Here is a 22,629-nt window from a genome sequence, read left to right as displayed (position 1 = left end):
CTCTTCGATGCACAGGACCGCAGCCCTGCTGGTCGCGACGATCGTCGCCACCACGACCCTGGCCGCGTGCGGCGGCGACAGCGAGTACTGCGCGGCGGTCAAGAAGGACGAGTCGACGCTCAACACGTTCGGCAAGAAGCGCACCGACGCCGCCTTCGCGAAGTACCGCCGCACGACCCGGACCCTGGCCACGCTGGCACCCGAGGGCGCCAAGAAGGACTGGACCGCGCTGACCACGGCGCTCAACGGTGTCGTCGACGCCCAGAAAGCGGTAGGACTGAAGCTGGAGGACATCTCGGCCTCCTCCGTGGCCAAGCTCCCCGTCGAGCAGAGCGAGAGCCTCAGCGACGCGTACACCGCGTTCAACAAGGCGGTCGCCCGGCACGGCAAGCGGGTGGAGGCGAACGTGAAGTCCGAGTGCGGCGTCGAGCTGCAATGACCACATCCACGGTTCCAGAGAGGTGACACACGTGGCACTCCCGAAGCTGACCCCAGAACAGCGCACCGCCGCCCTCGAGAAGGCGGCCGTCGCCCGCCAGCTCCGCGCCGAGGTCAAGAACCGGCTCAAGAGCTCGAGCGCGAGCCTCGCCGACGTGATCCAGGAGGCGAAGGCCAACGAGGTCGTCGCCAAGCTCAAGGTGGTCGACTTGCTGCAGGCCATGCCCGGCGTCGGCAAGGTCCGCGCCCAGGAGATCATGCAGCGCATCGGCATCGCCGACAGCCGGCGGCTCCGTGGCCTCGGCGCCAACCAGGTGACGGCCCTGCTCGCGGAGTTCGCCGACCGGACGCGACGTGCCGACCGTGCCTGAGTCCTCCACCCCCCTGCACTCGCGCCTCGTCGTCCTCGCCGGACCCACCGCCGTCGGCAAGGGCACGGTGGCCGCCGCGGTCCGACGCACGCACCCCGAGATCTGGATCTCGGTGTCGGCCACGACCCGTCCCGCCAGGCCCGGCGAGATCGACGGCGTGCACTACCACTTCATCTCCGACGAGGAGTTCGACCGGCTCATCGCCGAGGACGGGCTCCTGGAGTGGGCCGTCGTGCACAAGGCGGCCCGCTACGGAACCCCCCGCGCGCCCGTCGAGGAGCACCTCGCGGCCGGCGTCCCGGCCCTGCTGGAGATCGACCTGCAGGGTGCCCGTCAGGTGCGCGAGCGCATGCCCGACGCGCTGATGTGCTTCCTGAAGCCGCCCAGCTTCGAGGAGCTCGAGCGCCGCCTGGTGGGCCGGGGCACCGAGGGTCCCGAGGAGCGCGCCCGGCGTCTGACGACGGCCCGGACGGAGCTGGCGGCCGAGTCGGAGTTCGACGTGACGATCGTGAACACCGATGTCGAGACCGCTTGCGAAGAATTGGTAGACTTGTTCAGATCCGGCACGAGTCGGGTACCTTCCTAATCTTTTCTGTGAGGCTCTGTGTCCACGACACGTTCGGTTGCCATTGGCATCACCAACCCGCCCCTCGACGACCTGCTCGAGAAGGCGGACAGCAAGTACAAGCTCGTCCTCTACAGCGCCAAGCGCGCTCGTCAGATCAACGCGTACTACTCCCAGCTCGGTGAGGGCCTGCTGGAGTACGTCGGCCCGCTGCTCGAGACCGGCGTCCAGGAGAAGCCGCTGTCGATCGCGCTGCGCGAGATCAACGCCGACCTGCTGACCGCCGAGGACATCGATCCCGAGGCCGAGGCAGCAGCCGCAGCCGCAGGCGCTGAGAAGGCCTGACCCCCTCCGCGAGGGGATCGCACATGGCATCGATCGTCCTGGGAGTCTCCGGCGGCATCGCCTCTTACAAGGCCGCCGAGCTCCTGCGACTCCTCACCGAGTCCGGACACAGCGTCCGCGTCGTGCCGACCGAGTCGTCGTTGCACTTCGTGGGCGCTGCCACGTGGGAAGCCCTCAGCGGCCAGCCCGTGCAGGTCGGCGTGTTCCAGAACGTCGAAGAGGTGCCGCACGTGCGGATCGGGCAGTCCGCCGACCTCGTGCTCGTCGCCCCGGCGACCGCCAACACCCTCGCGAAGGCGGCGCACGGCCTCGCCGACGACCTGCTGACCAACACCTTGCTGACCGCCCGGTGCCCGGTGATGTTCGCCCCCGCGATGCACACCGAGATGTGGGAGAACGCCGCGACGCAGGCCAACGTCGAGACGCTGCGCAGCCGCGGCCACGTCGTGCTCGAGCCCGCGGTCGGTCGCCTCACCGGCGTCGACACGGGCAAGGGCCGGCTCCCGGCCCCGGCCGAGATCTACGCCGCGGCCGTCAACGTGCTGGCCGGCCGCGAGCAGGACCTCATGGGCCGCCGCGTCGTCGTCTCGGCCGGCGGCACCCGCGAGTTCCTCGACCCGGTCCGCTACCTCGGCAACCGTTCGTCCGGCCGGCAGGGCTTCGCGCTCGCCGAGGCCGCGGTCGCCCGCGGTGCCAGCGTGACGGTCGTCGCCGCGAACGTCTCGCTGCCGCGTCCCGCCGGCGTGGACGTCGTCGACGTCGTCAGCACCGAGCAGCTGCGTGAGCAGATGCACCTCGCCGCCGCCGACGCGGACGCGGTGGTCATGGCCGCCGCCCCGGCGGACTTCCGCCCGGCCGAGTTCGTCGACGCCAAGATCAAGAAGACCGCTGACGGCGTCGCACCACAGATCCACCTGGTCGAGAACCCCGACATCCTGGTCGAGCTGGTCGCCGCGCGCACCAGCAAGCGGCCGGTCATCGTCGGGTTCGCGGCCGAGACCGGTGACGCGACCGCCAGCGTCATCGAGCACGCCCGGGCCAAGCTGGCCCGCAAGGGCTGCGACCTCCTCGTCGTCAACGACGTGAGCGCCGGCAAGGTGTTCGGCCAGGAGGACAGCGAGGCCGTCCTGCTGGGAGCGGACGGTTCCGTGACCCAGTTCGCGCACGGACCCAAGTCCGACCTCGCGCACCAGGTCTGGGACGCCGTCGTCCAGCGCCTGGACTGAACGGCCCCAAACCGCTCTGCTCGTTACACTTTCGAACAGCCATCAACCCAGGAGACAATGTGAGCCGCTTGTTCACGTCCGAGTCCGTCACTGAGGGACACCCGGACAAGATCGCCGACCAGATCAGCGACAGCATCCTCGATGCGCTGCTGGCCAAGGACCCCAAGAGCCGCGTCGCCGCGGAGACCTTCGTGACCACCGGCCTCGTGCTCGTGGGCGGCGAGGTCACCACGCAGGCGTACGTCGACATCGCGCGGATCGCGCGCGACCGGGTCCTGGAGATCGGCTACGACTCCTCCACCAAGGGATTCGATGGCGAGTCCTGCGCCGTGCAGGTCACCCTCGACGCGCAGAGCCCCGACATCGCGCAGGGCGTCGACAAGGCCGAGGAGGCCCGGGTCGGGTCCTCGGTCGACCCGCTCGACCTGCAGGGAGCCGGTGACCAGGGGCTGATGTTCGGCTTCGCGGTCGACGAGACCCCCGAGCTCATGCCGCTGCCGATCACGATCGCGCACCGCCTGGCCGAGCAGCTGACCGCGGTCCGCAAGGACGGCACGCTGCCGTACCTGCGCCCGGACGGCAAGACCCAGGTCACCATCGAGTACGACGACAACGACAAGCCGGTCCGTGTCGAGGCCATCGTCGTCTCGACGCAGCACGAGGAGGGTGTCGACCTGGAGAACCAGCTCGCGGTCGACCTCAAGAAGCACGTCATCGACGCGGTCCTGGGCCAGTACGACATCGACTCCTCGGACTACCGCCTGCACATCAACCCCACGGGCAAGTTCGTCATCGGCGGCCCCATGGGCGACGCCGGCCTGACCGGTCGCAAGATCATCGTCGACACCTACGGTGGCTACGCCCGCCACGGCGGCGGTGCGTTCTCGGGCAAGGACCCGAGCAAGGTCGACCGCTCCGCCGCGTACGCGATGCGCTGGGTCGCCAAGACGATCGTCGCGTCGGGCCTGGCCACCAAGGCCGAGGTCCAGGTCGCGTACGCGATCGGCGTTGCGCACCCGGTCGGCTTCTACGTCGACACCTACGGCACCGAGACCGTGCCGGTCGACACCATCCGCGAAGCCGTCCTCGAGGTCTTCGACCTGCGTCCCGGCGCGATCGTCCGCGACCTCGACCTGCTGCGCCCGATCTACGCCGAGACCGCTGCGTACGGCCACTTCGGCCGCCCCGGGCTGCCCTGGGAGGACACCAGCCGCGCAGACGCGCTGCGTGCCGCCGCCGGCGTCTGACACCCGCTCCACCACGAGAGCCCCCGCCACGGCGGGGGCTCTCGTGCGTCCGGACGACGTGTGGGTGGCGACTGGTAGAACAGCACAGTGAGCGATCAGCAGGGGGACCCGGACCAGCTCGCGCTCGTCCCGTCCCCGGCAGCTCGCCGCACGCCCGCGAAGACGGCCACCACGCCCGCGGAAGCGGACCGGCTGCCGATCGCCCGGGTCGTCGTCGACTCCGGCCTCGTGCACCTCGACCGGCCCTTCGACTACGCGGTGCCGGCAGAGCTGGACGAGCAGACCGTCCCCGGCTGCCGGGTCAAGGTGCGCTTCGCCGGACGTCTCGTGGACGGCTACGTCGTCGAACGGGTCGACGACACGGCGCACGAGGGCCGACTGGCGTTCCTGGCCAAGGTCGTCTCCTCCGAGCCCGTGCTGACGCCCGAGGTCGCCGCCCTCGCCCGGCTCGTGGCCGACCGCTACGCCGGCACGCTGGGGGACGTCCTGCGCCTCGCGATCCCGCCGCGGCACGCTCGCGCCGAGGCGTCGGCCCGCCCCGCGCCGCCGGACCCGCTCCCGCCAGTGGGGCACGAGGCGTGGACGGACTACACGGGCGGTCCCGAGCTGGTGGCGTCGCTGCGCGCGGGGGCCGGCCCGCGCGTCTGGTGGTCGGCGGTGCCGGGCACCGACCCGGCGACGAGCGTCGCGCAGGCCGTGGCGGCAACGCTGGCCTCGGGCCGCGGGGCCATCGTGTGCGTGCCGGACGTCCGCGACGTGGCCAGGTGGGACGCTGCCTTCACCGCGGTGCTGGGGGAGGGCCACCACGTCGTCCTCACCGGTGTGCAGAAGCCGGCCGTCCGTTACCGCTCGTTCCTCGCCGCCGCCCGCGGTGACGTCCGCGTCGTGCTCGGCACGCGCGCCGCGGCCTTCGCGCCGGTGGCCGACCTCGGGCTGCTGGCCCTCTGGGACGACGGCGACGACCTCTACGCCGAGCCGCGGGCGCCGTATCCGCACACGCGCGAGGTCATGCTCCTGCGGGCGTCGTCGAGCGGCGCCGCGCTCCTGGTCGGCGGCCACGCCCGCACCGCTGAGGGGCAGTCCCTGGTCGAGAGCGGGTGGTGCACCGAGGTCGTGGCCGACCGGGCGACGCGACGGGCCGCGTGGCCCCAGCTGCTCGTCACCGACGGCGCGTCCGCGGGGTCCGCGCCGGTCAGGCTGCCGCACGAGGTCTTCACCGCGATCCGCCGGACGTCCGGAGCCGTCCTCATCCAGGTGCCGCGGCGGGGCTACCGCGAGTCGCTGGCCTGCCAGCGGTGCCGTGAGCAGGCGCGGTGCGAGGCCTGTCAGGGCCCGCTGGTGCAGCCCGCGGCAGGTGCCGCGATCGTGTGCCGGTGGTGCGCCCACGAGCAGCCCCGGTGGCAGTGCCCGCACTGCCACGGCACGCAGCTGCGCTCACCGGTGGTCGGCGCGCTGCGGACCGCGGAGGAGTACGCCCGCGCGTTCCCCGGCGTCGAGGTGGTCACCTCCGGCGGCTCTGCGGTGCTCGACCGGGTTCCCGCCGGACGGGTCATCGTGCTGTCGACGCCGGGCGCCGAGCCGCACGTCGACGGCGGTTACGACCTCGTGGTGCTGATGGACACCTGGCTGATGCTCGCGCGCGACGACGTCCGCGTCGAGGAGGAGTCGCACCGCCGATGGTTCAACGCGCTCGCCCTGGCCGGGCCGGGTGCCCACGCGGTGGCGGTCGGCGACCCCACGCAGCTGCAGGCCCTCGTCCGGGCCGACCCGGCCGGCTTCGCGGCGCGTGAGCTGGCGGCGCGGGCCGAGACGCACCTGCCGCCGACGGCCCGCCTGGTCGCGGTCGACGCCCCGGGCGAGGTGCTCACCGAGCTCGCCGCGCGCCCGTGGACGCCGCACACCGAGGTGCTCGGACCGGTGCCCGTCGACGTACGGGCGCCGGAGTCGGGGGAGAGGCTCATCCTGCGTTCGCCGCGACGCGAGGGCACGGCGCTCGCCGCGGCCCTGAAGGCGTACGCCGCCGAGCGGAGCGCCGCGAAGCTGTCGCTGCCGCGCATCCAGGTCGATCCGCTGACGTTCTGACCGCCACGGGGCGGCTGCGGTGCACGCCCTAGACTCGAGGGCGTGAGAGTCGTCTTTGCCGGAACACCCGAGACGGCGATCCCGTCCCTCGAGGCGCTCGTCGCGAGCCGCCACGACGTCGTCGCGGTGATCACCCGCCCCGACGCCCCCGCCGGCCGTGGTCGCACGCTGACCGCGTCGCCGGTCGCCCAGGCCGCGGAGCGCCACGGCATCGAGGTGCTCAAGCCGGCCAAGCCGTCGGACCCCGACTTCATGGAGCGCCTGCGGCAGATCGCGCCGGACTGCGTGCCGATCGTCGCCTACGGGGCACTGATCCGGCGCGAGGCGCTCGACATCCCGCGCTTCGGCTGGATCAACCTGCACTTCTCCGTGCTGCCGGCCTGGCGCGGCGCCGCCCCCGTCCAGCGGGCGATCATGGCCGGTGACGAGGTCACCGGTGCCACGGTGTTCAGCCTCGTCGAGGAGCTCGACGCGGGGCCGGTGCTCGGCACGATCACCGAGCTCATCCGCGACGACGACACCTCCGCCGAGCTCCTGGCCCGGCTGGCCGACTGGGGCAGCAAGCTCCTGGTCGACGTCGTCGACCACATCGAGGACGGTGACATCGCCGCGGTGCCGCAGCCCGAGGACAACGTCTCCTACGCGCCGAAGCTCACGACCGAGGAGGGCCGGATCGACTGGAACCGGCCGGCCTTCGCGATCGACCGGCACATCCGCGGCTGCACGCCCGCACCCGGTGCGTGGACCGTCCTGGGCGACGACCGGGTGAAGATCGGGCCGGCCCGGATCTCGGACGAGCGCACGCTGGAGCCCGGCCGCATCAGCGTCGGCAAGCGGGAGGTGCGCGTCGGCACCACGACCACCGACCTGGTGCTCGGCGACGTCCAGGCGGTCGGCAAGAAGCGCATGCCGGCCCCCGACTGGGGCCGCGGCACCACCTTCGACGCAGAGCCGAGGTTCTCATGAGCGACCCCGTACGGTCCGTCGCGCTCCATGCGCTGCGCGCCGTGTCCGAGCAGGACGCGTACGTGAACCTGGTGCTGCCCGCGATGCTCGACGAGCACCACATCGAGGGTCGTGACGCCGCGTTCGCGACCGAGCTCGTCCACGGCACCCTGCGCCGCCAAGGCACGTACGACGCGATCATCGACCACGTCGCGAGCAAGGGCGTCCGGTCGATCGACCCGCCGGTGCTGGACGCCCTGCGCCTCGGCGCCCACCAGCTGCTCAACATGCGGGTGCCGGCGCACGCCGCGGTGTCCGAGACCGTCGACGTCGTCCGCCGCGAGATCGGGCACAAGCCCGTGGCCTTCACGAACGCGCTGCTGCGCAAGATCGGCCAGAAGGACCTCGACGGCTGGCTCGCGATCGTCACCGAGGGCCTGGAGGGCGACGAGGCGCGGGCGATCCGCGCATCCCACCCGCTCTGGATCGTCCAGGCCCTGCGGGAGGCCCTGGGCGGCCACGCGGCCCAGATCGACAAGCTCCTCGCCGCCGACAACCTGCCCCCGCGCGTGACGCTCGTCGCGCGGCCGGGTCTCAGCACGCCCGAGCAGCTGCCGGGCACGCCGGGCAAGTTGTCGCCCTATGCCCGCATCCTCGACGAGGGCGGGGACCCCGGCGCGATCGCCGAGGTGCGCGACGGCCGGGCCGGTGTGCAGGACGAGGGCTCCCAGCTCGTCGCGATCGCCCTGGCTGAGGCGGCCGTCGACGGACAGGACGCGCGGTGGCTCGACCTGTGTGCCGGTCCCGGCGGCAAGGCGGCGCTGCTCGGTGCCCTGGCCGCGGGTCGCGGTGCGACACTGGTGGCCAACGAGATGCAGGAGCACCGCGCCGAGCTGGTCCGGCACGGCGTGCGTCGTCTCGGCAACGTCGAGGTGACGGTGTTCGACGGCCGCGAGGGACCGTGGGAGCCCGGCTCATTCGACCGGGTGCTGGTCGACGCGCCCTGCACCGGGCTCGGCGCGCTGCGCCGACGCCCGGAGTCGAGGTGGCGTCGCAAGCCGTCCGATCTCGACGGACTCGTGCCGCTGCAGGAGGCCCTGCTCACGCGCGCGCTCGAGCTGGTCCGGCCCGGAGGAGTCGTGGCGTACGCGACGTGCTCGCCCCACGTGCGGGAGACCACCCGGGTCGTCGAGGCGGTCACCGGGGGACGGGACGACGTCGTGGTGGAGTCCACCCACCAGTGGTGGCCGCACATCGACGGGACCGACGCGATGTTCTGCGCGGTCCTGCGCCGTCACTGACGTCCGTCCGACGTACACTCACCCCGGAGAACGTCTCCGGGCGTGACCGGAAGAGGTGCTGCCGTGGTGTCCGACACCGAGGCCGAGGTCGACCCGCCGCGGGCCCTGCGCGCCGACGCCCGCCGCAACTACGACAAGCTCGTCGAGGCGGCGCGGGCCGCGTTCCGCGAGCACGGCGCCCAGGCGTCCCTCGACGACATCGCCAAGCGGGCCGGAGTGGGCCCGGGCACCCTCTACCGCCACTTCCCGACCCGTGACGACCTCATCGGCGCCGTCATGCGCGACTGGACCGCACGGGTCGACGCCGCGGCGGACGCCGTCATCGCGTCCGGGCTCGAGCCGCGCGAGGCGCTCGCCGAGTGGTTCGACCGGTTCGTCGCGGACATCGGCGTCTACCGCGGGGCCGCGGCGAAGGTCGCGTCGGCCATGGACGACGAGGCCTCGCCGATCCACCACAAGTGCCAGGTGCTGGTGGGGGCCAACGACAAGGTCCTGGCGCACATCGCCGACCGTGGCGCGCTGCGCGACGGCGTCGACTCCCGCGAGGTCATGCGGCTCGTCAGCGGCGCCGCCGGTGCCGCGGACCAGGCCGGCCTGGGCCCCGACGCGACCCGCCCGATGCTCGACATCGTCATCGCGGGGATCCTGCGCACACCTGCCGCCTCCTGATCGGCCCCACGGAGCCTCACCACTACGCTGGCGCCATGGGAATCCAGATCACGCCGAGCATGCTGGCGGCGGACTTCGCCAACCTCGAGGCCGAGGCCGCACGCATCAGCGGCGCGGACTGGCTCCACATGGACGTGATGGACAACCACTTCGTCCCCAACCTGACCCTGGGCGCCCCGGTCATCGAGGCGCTCGCCAAGGTCGCCGCGCAGCCGATCGACGCCCACCTGATGATCCAGGACCCGGACCGCTGGGCTCCCGCGTACGTCGAGGCGGGAGCCGGCAGCGTCACGTTCCACGTCGAGGCGGCCGCGGCGCCGGTCAGGCTCGCGCGGGAGATCCGCGCCATGGGCGCGCGCGCCGCCATGGCGCTGAACCCCGCCACGCCGATCGAGCCGTACGAGGACATGCTGCCCGAGCTCGACATGGTGCTGATCATGACGGTCGAGCCGGGCTTCGGCGGGCAGAAGTTCCTGGACCTGTGCCTGCCCAAGATCCGCCGGGCCCGGAAGATGATCGACAAGCACGGCGGCGACATCTGGCTGCAGGTCGACGGCGGGGTGTCGCTGGAGACGATCGAGCGCTGCGCGGAGGCCGGGGCGGACGTCTTCGTGGCCGGCTCGGCGGTCTTCGGCGCCGACGATCCGGAGGACATGGTCAGCCAGCTGAGGTCCGCGGGCGGACGTCACACCCACTGACGTGACCCACCCGATAGAATGGGCGCACGAGCAGTTGCTCGCGTGCTCCGGGGTCGGTGTAATTCCGAACCGGCGGTGACAGTCCGCGACCCGCGGCCCCGCTTCGACAGGGGGCCCGGTTGAGCCGGTGGAATTCCGGCACCGACGGTGAAAGTCCGGATGGAAGGAGCGCGTGGGTCGCGGTGCGATGCGCCGAGACCCGCAGGTGACCACCAGGTCACCCCACCCCGGGATGCGTGAGTCGAGGACCACCACCCCCGGAGGACGGCATGGCATCAGAGGTCGAAGTCGCGGCAATGCGACGCGCGCTCGACGCGGCTCGGGCGACCGCGCGCACGCTGCCCAACCCACGCGTGGGGTGCGTCCTCCTCGCGCCTGACGGCACCGAGATCGCCGTCGGCGCGCACCACGGCGCCGGCACCCCGCACGCCGAGGTCGACGCGCTCAGCCGGGCCGGCGACGCGGCACGTGGCGCCACCGCCGTCGTGACGCTCGAGCCGTGCAACCACACCGGACGCACGGGCCCCTGCGCCCAGGCGCTCATCGAGGCGGGGGTGGCCCGTGTCGTCTTCGGACAGATCGACCCCGACCGGACCGCATCGGGTGGTGCCACGACCCTGCGCGCGGCCGGTGTCGAGGTCGAGCCGGGGGTCATGGCCGAGGAGGCCACCGACCTCAACGTCGAGTGGACGTTCGCGGTGACGTCAGGCCGGCCGTTCGTCACCTGGAAGTACGCCGCGACGCTCGACGGCCTCAGTGCCGCCCCCGACGGCACCAGCAAGTGGATCACCAGCGAGGAAGCGCGCCGCGACGTGCAGACGTTCCGTGCCGAGGCCGACGCGATCGTCGCCGGCACGGGCGCCGTCCTCGCGGACGACCCCCGGCTGACCGTGCGCGACGCCAAGGACATGCCGCTGCCGTACGAGCAGCAGCCGCTGCGCGTCGTCGTCGGCGAGACCAAGATCCCGAACTACTTCCGTGTGTTCGACCGCGTCGCGCCCACGCTGATGATCCAGTCCCGCGATCCCGAGACGGTGCTGAAGAAGCTCGTCGACAACGGGATCCGGCACATCTGGCTCGAGGGCGGGCCGCGCCTGGCCGGCGCGTTCTGGAACGCCGGCGTGATCGACCGCATCATCGGCTACATGGCGCCGGCGATGCTCGGGTCGGGACGGGCCGCGCTCGAGGGCGAGGCCACGACGTTGGCGGACCTGCGACCGATCCACATCGAGGACCTGACCATGATCGGTCCCGACATCCGCATCATCGGCACCCCAGGACGCATGCAGCGAGAGGACTTCGACTGATGTTCACCGGACTCGTGGAGGAGAAGGGCACCATCACCGCGGTGGAGGAGCTCGGCGACTCCGTACGACTCACGATCCGCGGCCCCGTCGTCACGTCCGACGCCGGCCACGGCGACTCGATCGCGGTCAACGGCTGCTGCCTGACCGTCATGACGCAGGACGGCGACACGTTCGGCGCGGACGTCATGAAGGAGTCGCTCGACAAGACCTCGCTGGGCGATCTCGGCGTGGGCGACGAGGTCAACCTCGAGCGCGCGACCCGGGCCGGGGCACGACTTGGGGGCCACATCGTGCAGGGGCACGTCGACGGCACAGGACACGTCATCGACCGCACGCCGAGCGAGCACTGGGAGGTCGTCCGCATCGGGCTGCCGACCGAGCTCGCGAAGTACCTCGTCGACAAGGGCTCCGTTACGGTCGACGGGACGTCGCTGACGGTCGTCGAGGTGTCGGACGGCGACCCGTCGACGGGGGAGGGGCCCTGGTTCTCGGTGTCCCTGATCCCGACGACGCTCGCCGACACCACGCTCGGCACCAAGGGCCCGGGATCCCGGGTCAACCTCGAGGTGGACATCCTCGCCAAGTACGTCGAGCGTCTGCTCGCAGCACAGAAGAACCAGCCGAAAGAGGACGACGCATGACAGAGCACGAATCGGTCAGGCTCGACAGCATCGAGCGCGCCGTGGAGGACTTCCGCCAGGGCAAGGCGATCGTCGTCGTCGACGACGAGAACCGCGAGAACGAGGGCGACATCATCTTCGCCGCGAGCAAGGCCACGCCCGAGCTCATGGCGTTCCTCGTGCGCTACTCCAGCGGCCTGGTGTGCGCGCCGATCACGGGGGAGATCCTCGACCGGCTCGCGATCCCGCTGATGACGCCGCACAACCGCGAGAAGATGCGCACCGCGTACACCGTCTCGATCGACGCGCGCGACGGCATCACCACCGGCATCTCCGCTGCCGACCGCGCCCGCACGTGCCGTGTGCTCGCGGACTCGGCCACCGAGCCGTTCGAGCTCAACCAGCCCGGCCACATCATCCCGCTGCGCGCCAAGCCCGGAGGCGTCCTCGAGCGCGCAGGCCACACCGAGGCGGCCGTCGACTTCGCCCGCCTCGCGGGCCTCACCCCGGCCGGCGTCATCGGCGAGGTGCTCAACGACGACGGCACGCTCATGCGCGCGCCCGAGCTGCGCGAGTTCGCCGACGAGCACGGCATCGCGCTGGTGTCGATCGAGGACCTGCAGGTCTACCGCCGTCTGCACGAGTCGCAGGTCGACCGCCTGGCCACGACCCGCCTGCCCACCGAGTTCGGCGAGTTCACCGCGCACGGCTACCGCGACCGCATCGAGGGCTCGGAGCACGTGGCGCTGGTGTTCGGCGACCCCGGCACCGAGGACGTGCTCGTGCGCATCCACTCCGAGTGCCTCACCGGCGACGTGTTCGGCTCGCGGCGCTGCGACTGCGGTCCGCAGCTCGAGCTGTCGATGACCGAGATCACCGCGGCGGGGGCCGGCATCGTGGTCTACCTGCGCGGCCACGAGGGCCGCGGCATCGGGCTGCTCCACAAGCTGCAGGCGTACGCGCTGCAGGACGCCGGCAGCGACACCGTCGACGCCAACCTCGAGCTCGGCTTCGGCGAGGACGAGCGCGACTACGCCGCCGGGGCACAGATCCTGCGCAACCTGGGCGTCACGTCGGTCCGGCTGCTGACCAACAACCCCGACAAGACCACGGCCCTCGAGACGTACGGCGTCAAGGTGAGCGAGCGGCTGCCGCTGTTCATCGCCCCGACGGAGGACAGCCTCCGCTACCTGCAGACCAAGGCCGAGCGCATGGGCCACGACCTTCCCGGACTGGAGAACATCTGATGGCAGGACACGGAGCACCCTCACTGTCGGTCGACGCCGCGGGCGCGCGCGTCGCGATCGTCGCGTCGAGCTGGCACACGCAGGTCATGGACGGCCTGATCGCGGGGGCGCAGGCCGCCCTCGCGGACTCGAACGTCACCGACGTGACGCTCGTGCGTGCCCCCGGCTCGTTCGAGCTGCCGATCCTCTGCCAGGCGTACGCCCGACAGGGCTTCGACGCGGTCATCGCGCTCGGGGTCATCATCCGGGGCGGGACACCGCACTTCGAGTACGTCTCCTCGGCGGCGACCGACGGACTCAGCCGGGTGGCGCTCGACACGGGCGTGCCGATCGGGTTCGGCCTGCTGACGTGCGACGACGACGCCCAGGCGCTGGACCGGGCCGGTCTGGAGGGCAGCAAGGAGGACAAGGGACGCGAGGCCGCGGAGGCCGCGCTGTCCACCTGGAACGTCCTGCGCACGGCCCGCTGAGACGCCCCGATAGACTGCCTCGCGATGAAGACCTTCGACCAACTCTTCGCCGAGCTCGCCGACAAGGCAGCGACGCGCCCCCAGGGCTCGCGCACCGTCGCCGAGCTCGACGCCGGCGTGCACTCGATCGGCAAGAAGCTCGTGGAGGAGGCCGCCGAGTCCTGGATGGCCGCCGAGCACGAGGGCCCCGAGCGGACCGCCGAGGAGATCAGCCAGCTGCTCTACCACGCGCAGGTGATGATGATCGCCTCCGGCATCTCGCTCGACGACGTCTACGCGCATCTGTGACGGACCGGCACCGCCCCGAGCGGGTTCTCGCCCGTCCGTGCCTTCGCCTCCCGTCACAGACCTCCTGAGAAGAGAACCCATGCTCAAGATCGCCGTTCCCAACAAGGGCGCGCTGGCCGAGGCCGCGGCCCAGATGCTGCTCGAGGCCGGCTACCGCCAGCGTCGCAACGCCAAGGACCTCGTCTCGATCGACCCCGACAACGGGGTCGAGTTCTTCTACCTGCGTCCCCGCGACATCGCGATCTACGTGGGGGAGGGGACGCTCGACGCCGGCATCACCGGACGCGACCTGCTGATGGACTCCCAGGCGCACGCGACGGAGAACATCTCCCTCGGCTTCGGTGCCTCGACCTTCCGCTTCGCCGCGCCTATCGGCACCATGACCTCGATCGACGACCTGCAGGGCAGCCGGATCGCCACCTCGTACGAGGGCATCGTGGGCGCCTACCTGGCCGAGCGCGGCATCTCCGCCGACGTGGTGCGTCTCGACGGTGCGGTCGAGTCCTCGGTGCGTCTCGGCGTGGCCGACGCGATCGCGGACGTCGTCGAGACCGGCAGCACGCTGCGACAGGCCGACCTCGAGGTGTTCGGCGACCCGATCCTGTCGTCCGAGGGCGTCCTGATCACCCAGAAGGACGCGCCCGAGCCCGAGGGCTTCGCGGTGTTCAAGCGCCGCATCGACAGCGTCCTGGTCGCGCGGACGTACGTGATGATGGACTACGACATCCGTGCCGAGCAGGTCGAGCGGGCCGTGGAGCTGACGCCCGGCATCGAGTCGCCGACGGTGTCGCCGCTGCACCGCGAGGGCTGGGTCGCGGTGCGCTCGATGGTCCCGCGAGAGACGTCGCAGCGCATCATGGACTCGCTGTACGGGCTGGGGGCACGCGGCATCCTCGTGACGGACATCCTCTCGTGCCGGATATGAGGACGTTCCGCCCCGGTGGAGCGCGCGTCGTCGCGTACGCCGTCGCCGTCGTCATGCTGGCGCTGACGGCGATCATCGCGTACGCGCTGCCCGACGAGATCTACTTCACGACCGCCGAGACGGTCACGCTGTGGATCATCATCCTGGCCGTGCTTGCCCTGCTGCACGGCGTCGGCCGCAGCTACGTGCGCGCGAGCGACGAGGGGATCGACGTCCTCAACGGCTACCGCCGGCACCACGTCGCGTGGTCCGACATCGAGGGCTTCGCGATGAACACCGGCGCGCCGTGGCCGACCCTGGTGACCAAGGACGACGAGCGGGTCATGCTGTTCGCGATCCAGGGCAGCGACGGACGCTACGCCCGTGAGGCGGTCGCCTACCTGCGAGGACGGATCTCCTGATGGTGCACGGACACGACCGATCGCTGGCGAGCCCGCAGTTCCCGGGGGACGACGGCACGGTGGCGCCCGAGCTCGCGGCGGCCCTCGGCGACGACGTCGCAGTGCTGCAGGCCCTGCCGGACGTCCGGGTCTTCGTCCCGATCGTCGCGCTGCTCGGGGAGACACCGGCCGCCGGGGACAAGAACGCCGACATGGCCGCCGTCCTGATGACCGGCGCCGACGGCCGGCAGGCCCTGCTCGCGTTCAGCAGCGTGCAGACGATGGCCGCGTGGGACCCGAAGGCGCGCCCGGTCCCGATCCTGGGCCGCGACGCGGCCCGCGCGGCGCTGGACGAAGGTGCCGCCGCCATCCTGCTGGACCTCGCGAGCCCCGGGTTCACGGTCGTCGAGACCGAGGACGTGGAGCACCTGGCAGCCGGTCACCGGCTCGTGACCAGCGCGGCCGGCCCCGCTTGGGTCGTCTGAGGTCAGGACTTCTTCGCGGCGGCCTCGGCCAGGCACTTCTTGACCGAGGCGCGGGTCTTGGCCTCGGACACCTTCGAGCCGCCCGATGCGGCGACCTCGATGAACGCCTTCTTCAGCGGGCGGACCGTGCTGCTGCCGGTCTCCTTCTTCCACCGCGGGATCATGGCGCGATCGAGCCCGTCCGACGAGGGACGGAACACGCCGTCGACGGGGGAGGAGCAGCTGTCCGCGTAGGTGCCGATCTGTGGCGAGGACACCCGGTAGTCCGAGTAGCCGTCGCGCGGCACGATCGTCGCCCCCAGCTCGCGAGCGATCAGCACCGGCGCGCGCTTGCCCACGTCGTACCCCACCCACGCCTGCACACTGACCTTCAACCCACCTTTGACCTCCTGTGCGGTCCAGCCGATCTTGTACGCGTAGACGCGTCGCGGCATCGCGTCCTTCGGGAAGATGCTGGCGACCCGGTGGCCGATCCGCTCACGCGGTTCGGCCTCGCTGCGTGCCTGCTTGTACAGGCTGTTGGCGACAAAGCTGCCCGAGCTCTCGGTGACGTCGAACGCGCCGTAGACGAGCTTGTACGCCGCCTTGTCGGACGTCAGCTGCCAGCCGGCGGGATCCATCATCGAGGCGCGGAGCATGGACGACAGGCGGGTGGCGACCTTGCGGTACCCCTCGCGCCACGACTCGTCCGGCAGCCGGAGGTCCAGCGGTGTGTCATACGTGGCCGACGGTCCCGACGGTGAGGCCGCGAGGTCGGTCAGCTCGACGCGCGCGGGCGGCGGGGAGGTCTTGGCGGGCTTGGCGTCCGAGCCGCCACCGCACGCCGCCACCAGCGCCAGCGCCAGGGCTGCCGACGCCCGAGCCAGATGTCGTGCCATGCATCCCCCTGAGGTGCGCCGCCCGCGGCGACAGGTTGTCCGGTCCAGCGATCCTAGAGGGACACCGGGGCGTGGGCGAGCCGAGGACTCAACCGGCCTCGACGGCCCGCACGTCCCTCAGCGGCACCGTGATGTGCACGTTGCCGTCGTGGCGCTCGACCCGGGCGACGAAGCCCGCGTCGCCGACGGCACGCAGGAGGCTGTCGTTGGAGCCTGCGGTGACGAACGTGAGCCGCTCGGCCCCCTCGGACCTGGCTCGCCCGGCCGCATGCCGCAGCAGCAGCGTGCCGAGCCCCTGGCCCTGCCAGGCGTCCTCGATGATGGACCGGAACGTCCAGGTGTCCGCGTCGAGCTCGAGGACACCGTGGCCCACCGCGTCGGGACCGACCTGCACGAGCAGCGCGCACCCCCGGTCGGGCACCACCAGCCGCCGCGCCATACGGGTGGTCATGGGCATCTTCAGGGGCACCTGGTAGCGGTCGTACAGCGTGTCGACGCTGCAGCGCTCGTGCAGCGCGGTGACGGCCTCGATGTCGGCGAGCGTCGCCTGCCGGACCAGTGGCGCAGCGTCGTGCAGCGGCGAGGGGGTGATGAGCGGGACGTCGATGCCGGCGTCGCTCACGAGCGACAACATCGCCTGCGCCCGTTCGTGCTCGACCGCCGTGAAGGGGACGGCGCGGCTGATCTGCAGGGTCGAGCCGTCCCGGCGGGTCAGGACCATGACGTCGTGACCGGTGTAGTCCGCGACGTCCGGCGGCTCGGTCTCCAGCAGGTCGCGCAGCACGTCGGTGATGTCGCGGCCTTCCTCCAGGACCTCGTGGACCCCGCGGAGGTAGCGGGTCGCCGGGTCCGAGATCGCGTCGTCGCCCACCCGAGTGGCCGCCACCCGTTCGCCCCCCGCGCGCTCGAAGACCTCCGCCACCCGGACGTCGGTCCAGCCCTCCGGGGCGCTCACGACCAGCTCGTCGGTGACCTGGGGCGTGGTCGGGAAGACCTGCAGCGACACGATGTTCAGGCGGGCCTGTCCGCAGGCGGCCGCGATCGCGGCCAGGTTGCCGGGCCGGTCGGCGAGGGTCGTGCGCACGCGCCAGAGCATGCCCCATCGTCCAGCGCGGAGTTTTCGACGCGGCGTCGTGCGTGTTTCGCGGGTGCAACAAAGCTCTTTGAAGACGCTTCGCGGCGGTTGGTGCCGTTCCAAGGTTGTTCCCTACTGGTGGCCGTCCATAGCAGGGGAGTGCCTGCCTGTCCTTGAGGTCTTGGGGAGTCGGGATCTAGTACTTCGACCGTTTCCCATGCGGCGGGGGGCACGCGCGCTATTACGACCCCGAGGGCACTTCACCCAGCGGACCTGATTCTGCGCGGCCGATGACAGCCTCGCGAGTGCGCGCATGCGTTGGGACCACTGGATCAGCCGCGTTGACCGCGATCACTGGGGTTCGTTGTCTGTAGTCGCTGCCGGAGTAGGTTTCACGGGACTGGCTGCATACGATTGCGCCGGCTTGTAGCCGTAGGAGGCCGAACTATGAGTCTGAACTCGGAGCGCATCCGCGCTGTGATCGTCTTCCTTGCGGGAATGAGTCTTTTCCTTTACCTCAGTCTCACTGCTGAAGGCATAACGCGAGTGGTCGCGCTCTTGTGGCTGCCGCTACTGACCTATTGGCTGGTCATGCGATTCCGGGCACTTCGACGGCGGGAGAATCACGGTCCGAGCGGGGTCTGACCGACCATTTCCGGACCGCTGGGTGTGCCACCGTGTGGCTGCGAAGTTCTCGTCTTGGGGAAGCAGGTCGCAACTGGCGCTTATGATCCATTTCCGGGAACGAAGAGAGGTGTGTCAGTGACGAGACACCTGCGCCGATCGCTGGTGTTCTGGATAGTCTGCCTGGCTGTAACCACATATTTCCTGTGCCAGTTTGGGATTGGTTCCGGAAACTGGTTCTACTCACTCGCCGCTCTGGTGGCGCGGTTGGTGCTGTGCTGGATGGATGTGCGCCACCAGCTTGCGGCTTCGCGCAACGCTAGAAGGCGCGAGCGGGGATCGCGACACGCGACTAGTCCGTCGCGACTATCAACGTCACCCACTTCAACGGTGCGCCCTGCCCGAGTTGACCTGCCCACACCGGCTCGCGTCCCAGTCCAAGACAGTCGCAACTTGATTTGCCGTCCCACGAGACCCCTCGCCACCCCAGCAGCGGCGCGGGCCCGCGCGTGTAGAGAGCGCGGGATGTTGTCCATGCCTAAGACCGACCGCAAGGTGTACGCGGCCGGGGTCACACCTGTTGCGGAGACACGGAAGAGTTGTGTATCGCGGACGGAGTCGAGCCGGAGCGACGGCGGACTTCTCGAACGCCAGGTGCACGTCCACGACGGTGAACGAGTCGGCCCAGACCATCGAACTGGGCTGGCTTCGAGAAGATGTGGAACGGCACCTCGTCGTTGCAGGTGGCGTACCCCAGAGCCCGAACTTCTCGAAGGCGAAGGGACACTTGCCCATCAGTGCTCCTGGAGCGCGAGAATGTCCGCCGGGATGCGCCTGACATGCACGGACGCGGAGACGGGAGTATTCGCCAGGAAAGAGGCATAGGCGGCGGGTCGGATTTCACGATCCGGCGTCAGCGCTGATAGCCTAGAGGACGAAGTGGAGGCCCACCTCCCACCTGCGTGGTTCCTGACTGCGGGGTAGCGGTTCTTTTGTCTGCGGTGCAGACCGTGTTCAAGAGGACCTTGGTTGCGTAGTTCCCGTGGTTGGGAATTACGCCATGGTGGCGTCCGTTTCATACGGGGGCCTTATTTTTTTGGGCCCTCCACACGACCCCAGGAGGATCCATCACCACAGAGCTGCGCGTCAACGACCGAATCCGAGTGCCCGAAGTACGCCTCGTCGGTCCTGGCGGTGAACAGGTCGGCATCGTTCGTATCGAGGATGCCCTGCGACTGGCTGCGGAAGCCGATCTCGATCTCGTCGAGGTGGCGCCCACAGCTCGCCCCCCTGTCTGCCGTCTCATGGACTACGGCAAGTTCAAGTACGAGACCGCACAGAAGGCTCGCGAGTCACGACGCAACCAGACCAACACCATCATCAAAGAGATGAAGCTGCGTCCCAAGATCGATCAGCACGACTATGACACCAAGAAGGGTCACGTCGTCCGATTCCTCAAGGCCGGCGACAAGGTCAAGATCACGATCATGTTCCGCGGACGTGAGCAGCACCGCCCCGAGCTGGGCTACCGCCTGCTTCAGCGTCTCGCCGCCGACGTGGAGGACCTCGGATTCATCGAGTCCAACGCCCGTCAGGACGGCCGCAACATGACGATGGTGCTCGGTCCGCACAAGAAGAAGTCCGAGGCCCAGGCCGAGGTCAAGGCCGAGAAGGTCAAGAGCATGGACGCGAAGGCAGCTGACAAGGCGGCCGAGGAGGCCGAGGTCAAGGCCCACCGCGAAGCGGCCCAGAAGACTGCATCACCCAAGAAGCCACGTCGGCGTTCCGAGAACCTCGACCCAGACATGGAGGCATAAATGCCGAAGTTCAAGCCCCACTCGGGGATGAAGAAGCGCGTCAAGCTCACCGGCAGCGGCAAGCTGCGTCGCGAGCAGACCAACCGTCGTCACCTCCTCGAGGTCAAGTCGTCGCAGCGCAAGCGCCGCCTCGACGGCACGACGGCCGTCTCGAAGAACGACGTCCCCCGTGTGAAGAAGATGCTCGGTCTCTGACCGCGTTCCCACCCCAAATCCCTAGAAGTTGAAGGAGAACTGAGATGGCACGCGTCAAGCGCTCAGTCAATGCACAGAAGAAGCGCCGTCAGACACTCGAGCGCGCTGCGGGCTACCGCGGTCAGCGTTCGCGCCTCTACCGCAAGGCCAAGGAGCAGGTCACTCACTCCCTGGTCTACAGCTACCGCGACCGCAAGGCGAAGAAGGGCGACTTCCGTCGTCTCTGGATCCAGCGCATCAACGCTGCGGTCCGCGCCGAGGGCATGACCTACAACCGCTTCATCCAGGGCCTCAAGGCCGCGGGTGTCGAGGTCGACCGCAAGATCCTGGCCGAGCTGGCCGTCAACGAGCCCGCCGCGTTCTCGGCGCTCGTGCAGACCGCGAAGGACAACCTTCCGGCCGACGTCAACGCTCCGAAGGACGGCGCCGCGGCCTGACCGCTGCGTCCGTCAGAGCTGAAGCAGAACCATGGTGGCGAGCACGCCTGGTGAGTTGACCGTCCGTTCAGGACGCGTCAAGCACGCCAAGCGGCTCGCCACTCGTGCGTTCCGGGCCGATCGGCGCGAGTTCCTCGCCGAGGGCCCGCAGGCGGTGCGTGAGGCGCTGACCTCACCGGGCACGACCCGGGAGGTCTTCGCGACCGCCGCCGCCACCGACCAGCACACCGACCTCGTGGCAGCAGCGGCCGCGGCCCAGGTCGAGTGGCACGTCGTCACCGACGACGTCGTCGAGGCGATCGCCGACACGGTGCAGCCGCAGGGCGTCGTCGCCCGGTGCGCGATGCTCGACCGTCCGCTGGAGGTCCTGCTCGACCGGTCGCCGACGTTCGTCGTGGTCTGCGCCGACATCCGCGACCCGGGCAACGCGGGCGCGGTGATCCGGTGCGCGGACGCCGCGGGCGCCGACGGGGTGGTCCTGGTCGGCGACAGCGTCGACCCCTACAACCCCAAGTCCGTCCGCGCGACGGTCGGCAGCATCTTCCACCTGCCGCTGGTGATCGAGCGCGACACCGGGGGCGCCCTCCTGGCCCTGCAGGAGGCCGGCTTCCAGGTCCTGGCCGCCGACGGCGGGGGAGACGTCGGATTGTTCGATCCCTCCCTCGATCTCTCGGGGCCCACGGCCTGGCTGATGGGCAACGAGGCGTGGGGCCTGCCGGCCGAGACACGCTCGCTCGCGGACGCCGTCGTCTCGGTGCCGATCTTCGGTCGCGCCGAGAGCCTGAACCTCGCCACGGCGGCCGCCGTGTGCCTCTACGCGACCGCCCGGGCCCGCCTCCAGGCCTGAAATCCGGGACCGGCTCGTCGTAACTAGTCAATTGGTACTAGATTCTCTGGGCATGGACTACGACGACTACCCGGACGGCGTCATCATCGCCGGCGCGGACGGTGTGGTCGAGTACGTCAACCAGCGGATCAAGCTGATGGCGCGGGCCGTCGGTGACGAGATGATCGGCATGCACCTGTCCGAGGCCGTCCCGTTCGACGACCTGAACGGCAACTCCTGGTACGACTGCAACCGGCCGTACGACGGGCTCAACATCCGGAGCCGCACCTCGGAGTCCTCGTGGTGGTCGCCCAAGGGCAGCGAGTACCTCATCACGGCCTCCCTCATCCGGGCCCGCCGCGCCGGCCCCGTCCAGCGGGTCGTCGTGAGCGTCCGCAACGCCCGGATCCGCAACCAGGCCGATCGCGAGCGCTCCGACCTGGTCGCCACCGTGGCGCACGAGCTGCGGTCCCCGCTGACCGGCATCAAGGGATTCACCGCGACGCTGCTGAGCAAGTGGGACAAGTTCTCCGAGGAGCAGCGCCAGCTCATGCTGGAGACCGTGGACGCGGACGCCGACCGGCTGAGCCGGCTGATCACCGAGCTGCTCGACGCCGCCCGCATCGACGCCGGCCGTCTGACGCTCAAGCGCGGGCCGGTCAAGCTCGACGAGGTCGTGCGGCACGTCCTCACCAACGTCTCGGGCGGCTCGTCGGACCCGTTCGAGGTCAGCATCAAGGACGACCTGGATCTCATCTGGGGCGACAGCGACCGGATCCACCAGGTGGTCACGAATCTCGTCGAGAACGCGTTGCGGCACGGCTTCGGCCTCAAGGAGGTCGTGGTCCAGAACTCGCGGCACCCCGCGTACGAGCAGGGCGTCGCGTTCGAGGTGCACGACCAGGGCCCCGGCATCCCCGAGGAGATGCGCCAGCGCGTCTTCAGCCGGTTCTGGCGGTCCGGCCCCGGCGCCGGCAGCGGCCTGGGGATGTACATCGTCCGGGGCATCGTCGAGGAGCACGGCGGCGTCATCGAGATCGATGACTCCGACGGCGGCGGCGCGCGGATCCGGGTGTGGTTCCCGATCAACGAGCCCGACTCGATGACCGACTGACCCGCCCTGCGCGGGACCGATAAACTCTGTAGAGCTCGTCCACCCCGACCACCC

At 70.4% G+C, this 22,629-nt stretch carries 26 protein-coding genes and 1 riboswitch; of the genes, 24 read left to right on the top strand and 2 right to left on the bottom strand.

All coding sequences use genetic code 11. The features are described from left to right. Positions 1–7 precede the first annotated feature (7 nt). From C3E78_RS10200 to C3E78_RS10110, 19 genes are all read left to right on the top strand, one after another. Positions 8–439 (top strand): hypothetical protein, encoded by a 432-nt coding sequence (locus C3E78_RS10200; protein ID WP_108578184.1) that lies wholly within the window; start codon positions 8–10, stop codon positions 437–439. A gap of 31 nt (positions 440–470) precedes the next feature. Further along, positions 471–809, top strand: coding sequence for an integration host factor, actinobacterial type (mihF, locus tag C3E78_RS10195; protein ID WP_108578183.1), 339 nt, complete (start codon positions 471–473; stop codon positions 807–809). After that, positions 802–1,395 (top strand): guanylate kinase, encoded by a 594-nt coding sequence (gmk, locus tag C3E78_RS10190; RefSeq protein ID WP_235833594.1) that lies wholly within the window; start codon positions 802–804, stop codon positions 1,393–1,395. The genes mihF and gmk overlap by 8 nt, the downstream gene beginning before the upstream one ends. 18 nt (positions 1,396–1,413) lie before the next feature. Beyond that, positions 1,414–1,719: a DNA-directed RNA polymerase subunit omega gene (gene rpoZ, locus C3E78_RS10185; RefSeq protein WP_108578182.1), complete on the top strand. Its 306-nt coding sequence runs from the start codon at positions 1,414–1,416 to the stop codon at positions 1,717–1,719. A gap of 23 nt (positions 1,720–1,742) precedes the next feature. After that, a complete protein-coding gene (gene coaBC, locus C3E78_RS10180) occupies positions 1,743–2,945 on the top strand; it encodes a bifunctional phosphopantothenoylcysteine decarboxylase/phosphopantothenate--cysteine ligase CoaBC (RefSeq protein WP_108578181.1) in 1,203 nt (400 codons plus the stop codon). A gap of 59 nt (positions 2,946–3,004) precedes the next feature. Beyond that, positions 3,005–4,192 (top strand): methionine adenosyltransferase, encoded by a 1,188-nt coding sequence (gene metK, locus C3E78_RS10175; RefSeq protein WP_108578180.1) that lies wholly within the window; start codon positions 3,005–3,007, stop codon positions 4,190–4,192. A gap of 87 nt (positions 4,193–4,279) precedes the next feature. After that, positions 4,280–6,274, top strand: coding sequence for a primosomal protein N' (locus C3E78_RS10170; protein WP_108578179.1), 1,995 nt, complete (start codon positions 4,280–4,282; stop codon positions 6,272–6,274). 42 nt (positions 6,275–6,316) lie between these two features. Next, positions 6,317–7,240, top strand: coding sequence for a methionyl-tRNA formyltransferase (gene fmt, locus C3E78_RS10165; RefSeq protein ID WP_108578178.1), 924 nt, complete (start codon positions 6,317–6,319; stop codon positions 7,238–7,240). Then, the gene (locus tag C3E78_RS10160; RefSeq protein WP_108578177.1) at positions 7,237–8,520 is read left to right on the top strand and encodes an RsmB/NOP family class I SAM-dependent RNA methyltransferase; all 1,284 of its coding nucleotides are present in this window, start codon (positions 7,237–7,239) and stop codon (positions 8,518–8,520) included. Before fmt ends, C3E78_RS10160 begins: the two co-directional genes overlap by 4 nt. A 63-nt stretch (positions 8,521–8,583) precedes the next feature. Then, positions 8,584–9,189: a TetR/AcrR family transcriptional regulator gene (locus C3E78_RS10155; RefSeq protein WP_235833593.1), complete on the top strand. Its 606-nt coding sequence runs from the start codon at positions 8,584–8,586 to the stop codon at positions 9,187–9,189. 35 nt (positions 9,190–9,224) lie between these two features. After that, complete coding sequence (gene rpe / locus C3E78_RS10150; RefSeq protein ID WP_108578176.1) at positions 9,225–9,887, top strand: ribulose-phosphate 3-epimerase; 663 nt, start codon at positions 9,225–9,227, stop codon at positions 9,885–9,887. A gap of 39 nt (positions 9,888–9,926) precedes the next feature. After that, a riboswitch (FMN riboswitch) is annotated at positions 9,927–10,062 on the top strand. A gap of 94 nt (positions 10,063–10,156) precedes the next feature. Next, positions 10,157–11,194: a bifunctional diaminohydroxyphosphoribosylaminopyrimidine deaminase/5-amino-6-(5-phosphoribosylamino)uracil reductase RibD gene (gene ribD / locus C3E78_RS10145; protein ID WP_108578175.1), complete on the top strand. Its 1,038-nt coding sequence runs from the start codon at positions 10,157–10,159 to the stop codon at positions 11,192–11,194. Beyond that, positions 11,194–11,835, top strand: coding sequence for a riboflavin synthase (locus C3E78_RS10140; protein WP_108578174.1), 642 nt, complete (start codon positions 11,194–11,196; stop codon positions 11,833–11,835). The genes ribD and C3E78_RS10140 overlap by 1 nt, the downstream gene beginning before the upstream one ends. Continuing rightward, positions 11,832–13,061 (top strand): bifunctional 3,4-dihydroxy-2-butanone-4-phosphate synthase/GTP cyclohydrolase II, encoded by a 1,230-nt coding sequence (locus tag C3E78_RS10135; protein WP_108578173.1) that lies wholly within the window; start codon positions 11,832–11,834, stop codon positions 13,059–13,061. The genes C3E78_RS10140 and C3E78_RS10135 overlap by 4 nt, the downstream gene beginning before the upstream one ends. Beyond that, a complete protein-coding gene (ribH, locus tag C3E78_RS10130; protein ID WP_108578172.1) occupies positions 13,061–13,531 on the top strand; it encodes a 6,7-dimethyl-8-ribityllumazine synthase in 471 nt (156 codons plus the stop codon). Before C3E78_RS10135 ends, ribH begins: the two co-directional genes overlap by 1 nt. Before the next feature lie 24 nt (positions 13,532–13,555). Continuing rightward, complete coding sequence (locus C3E78_RS10125) at positions 13,556–13,819, top strand: phosphoribosyl-ATP diphosphatase (RefSeq protein ID WP_108578171.1); 264 nt, start codon at positions 13,556–13,558, stop codon at positions 13,817–13,819. Positions 13,820–13,898: 79 nt separating this feature from the next. Next, positions 13,899–14,744, top strand: coding sequence for an ATP phosphoribosyltransferase (hisG, locus tag C3E78_RS10120; protein WP_108578170.1), 846 nt, complete (start codon positions 13,899–13,901; stop codon positions 14,742–14,744). Beyond that, positions 14,741–15,145 carry a PH domain-containing protein gene (locus C3E78_RS10115; protein ID WP_108578169.1) on the top strand — a complete coding sequence of 135 codons (405 nt, stop codon included), beginning with the start codon at positions 14,741–14,743 and terminating at the stop codon, positions 15,143–15,145. The genes hisG and C3E78_RS10115 overlap by 4 nt, the downstream gene beginning before the upstream one ends. Then, positions 15,145–15,609, top strand: coding sequence for an SseB family protein (locus C3E78_RS10110; RefSeq protein ID WP_108578168.1), 465 nt, complete (start codon positions 15,145–15,147; stop codon positions 15,607–15,609). Before C3E78_RS10115 ends, C3E78_RS10110 begins: the two co-directional genes overlap by 1 nt. Before the next feature lie 2 nt (positions 15,610–15,611). Here the strand turns inward: C3E78_RS10110 and C3E78_RS10105 are convergent, their stop codons facing one another. Together C3E78_RS10105 and C3E78_RS10100 are read right to left on the bottom strand one after the other, a co-directional pair. Next, positions 15,612–16,487, bottom strand: coding sequence for a hypothetical protein (locus tag C3E78_RS10105; RefSeq protein ID WP_108578167.1), 876 nt, complete (start codon positions 16,485–16,487; stop codon positions 15,612–15,614). Between the two features lie 88 nt (positions 16,488–16,575). Continuing rightward, positions 16,576–17,583, bottom strand: a complete 1,008-nt coding sequence (locus C3E78_RS10100) for a GNAT family N-acetyltransferase (protein ID WP_108578166.1) — start codon at positions 17,581–17,583, stop codon at positions 16,576–16,578. A 1,730-nt stretch (positions 17,584–19,313) separates the two neighbouring features. Here C3E78_RS10100 and infC point away from each other — a divergent pair. From infC to C3E78_RS10075, 5 genes are read left to right on the top strand one after another with little or no spacing between them, the layout of a single operon-like run. Further along, entirely contained in the window at positions 19,314–20,003 is a 690-nt protein-coding gene (infC, locus tag C3E78_RS10095) for a translation initiation factor IF-3 (RefSeq protein ID WP_268916154.1), read from the top strand. After that, on the top strand, positions 20,004–20,198 hold the full coding sequence (rpmI, locus tag C3E78_RS10090) for a 50S ribosomal protein L35 (RefSeq protein ID WP_108578165.1): 195 nt from the start codon (positions 20,004–20,006) through the stop codon (positions 20,196–20,198). Between the two features lie 44 nt (positions 20,199–20,242). After that, positions 20,243–20,635, top strand: a complete 393-nt coding sequence (rplT, locus tag C3E78_RS10085; RefSeq protein WP_108578164.1) for a 50S ribosomal protein L20 — start codon at positions 20,243–20,245, stop codon at positions 20,633–20,635. Between the two features lie 31 nt (positions 20,636–20,666). Further along, the gene (locus tag C3E78_RS10080) at positions 20,667–21,482 is read left to right on the top strand and encodes a TrmH family RNA methyltransferase (RefSeq protein WP_108578163.1); all 816 of its coding nucleotides are present in this window, start codon (positions 20,667–20,669) and stop codon (positions 21,480–21,482) included. 52 nt (positions 21,483–21,534) lie between these two features. Beyond that, a complete protein-coding gene (locus C3E78_RS10075; protein WP_108578162.1) occupies positions 21,535–22,575 on the top strand; it encodes an ATP-binding protein in 1,041 nt (346 codons plus the stop codon). Positions 22,576–22,629 lie beyond the last annotated feature (54 nt).

Origin of the sequence: Aeromicrobium chenweiae (genome assembly GCF_003065605.1) — a bacterium.
Classification (GTDB): Bacteria; Actinomycetota; Actinomycetes; order Propionibacteriales; family Nocardioidaceae; genus Aeromicrobium; species Aeromicrobium chenweiae.
This window is presented reverse-complemented; position numbering and strand designations above follow the sequence as displayed.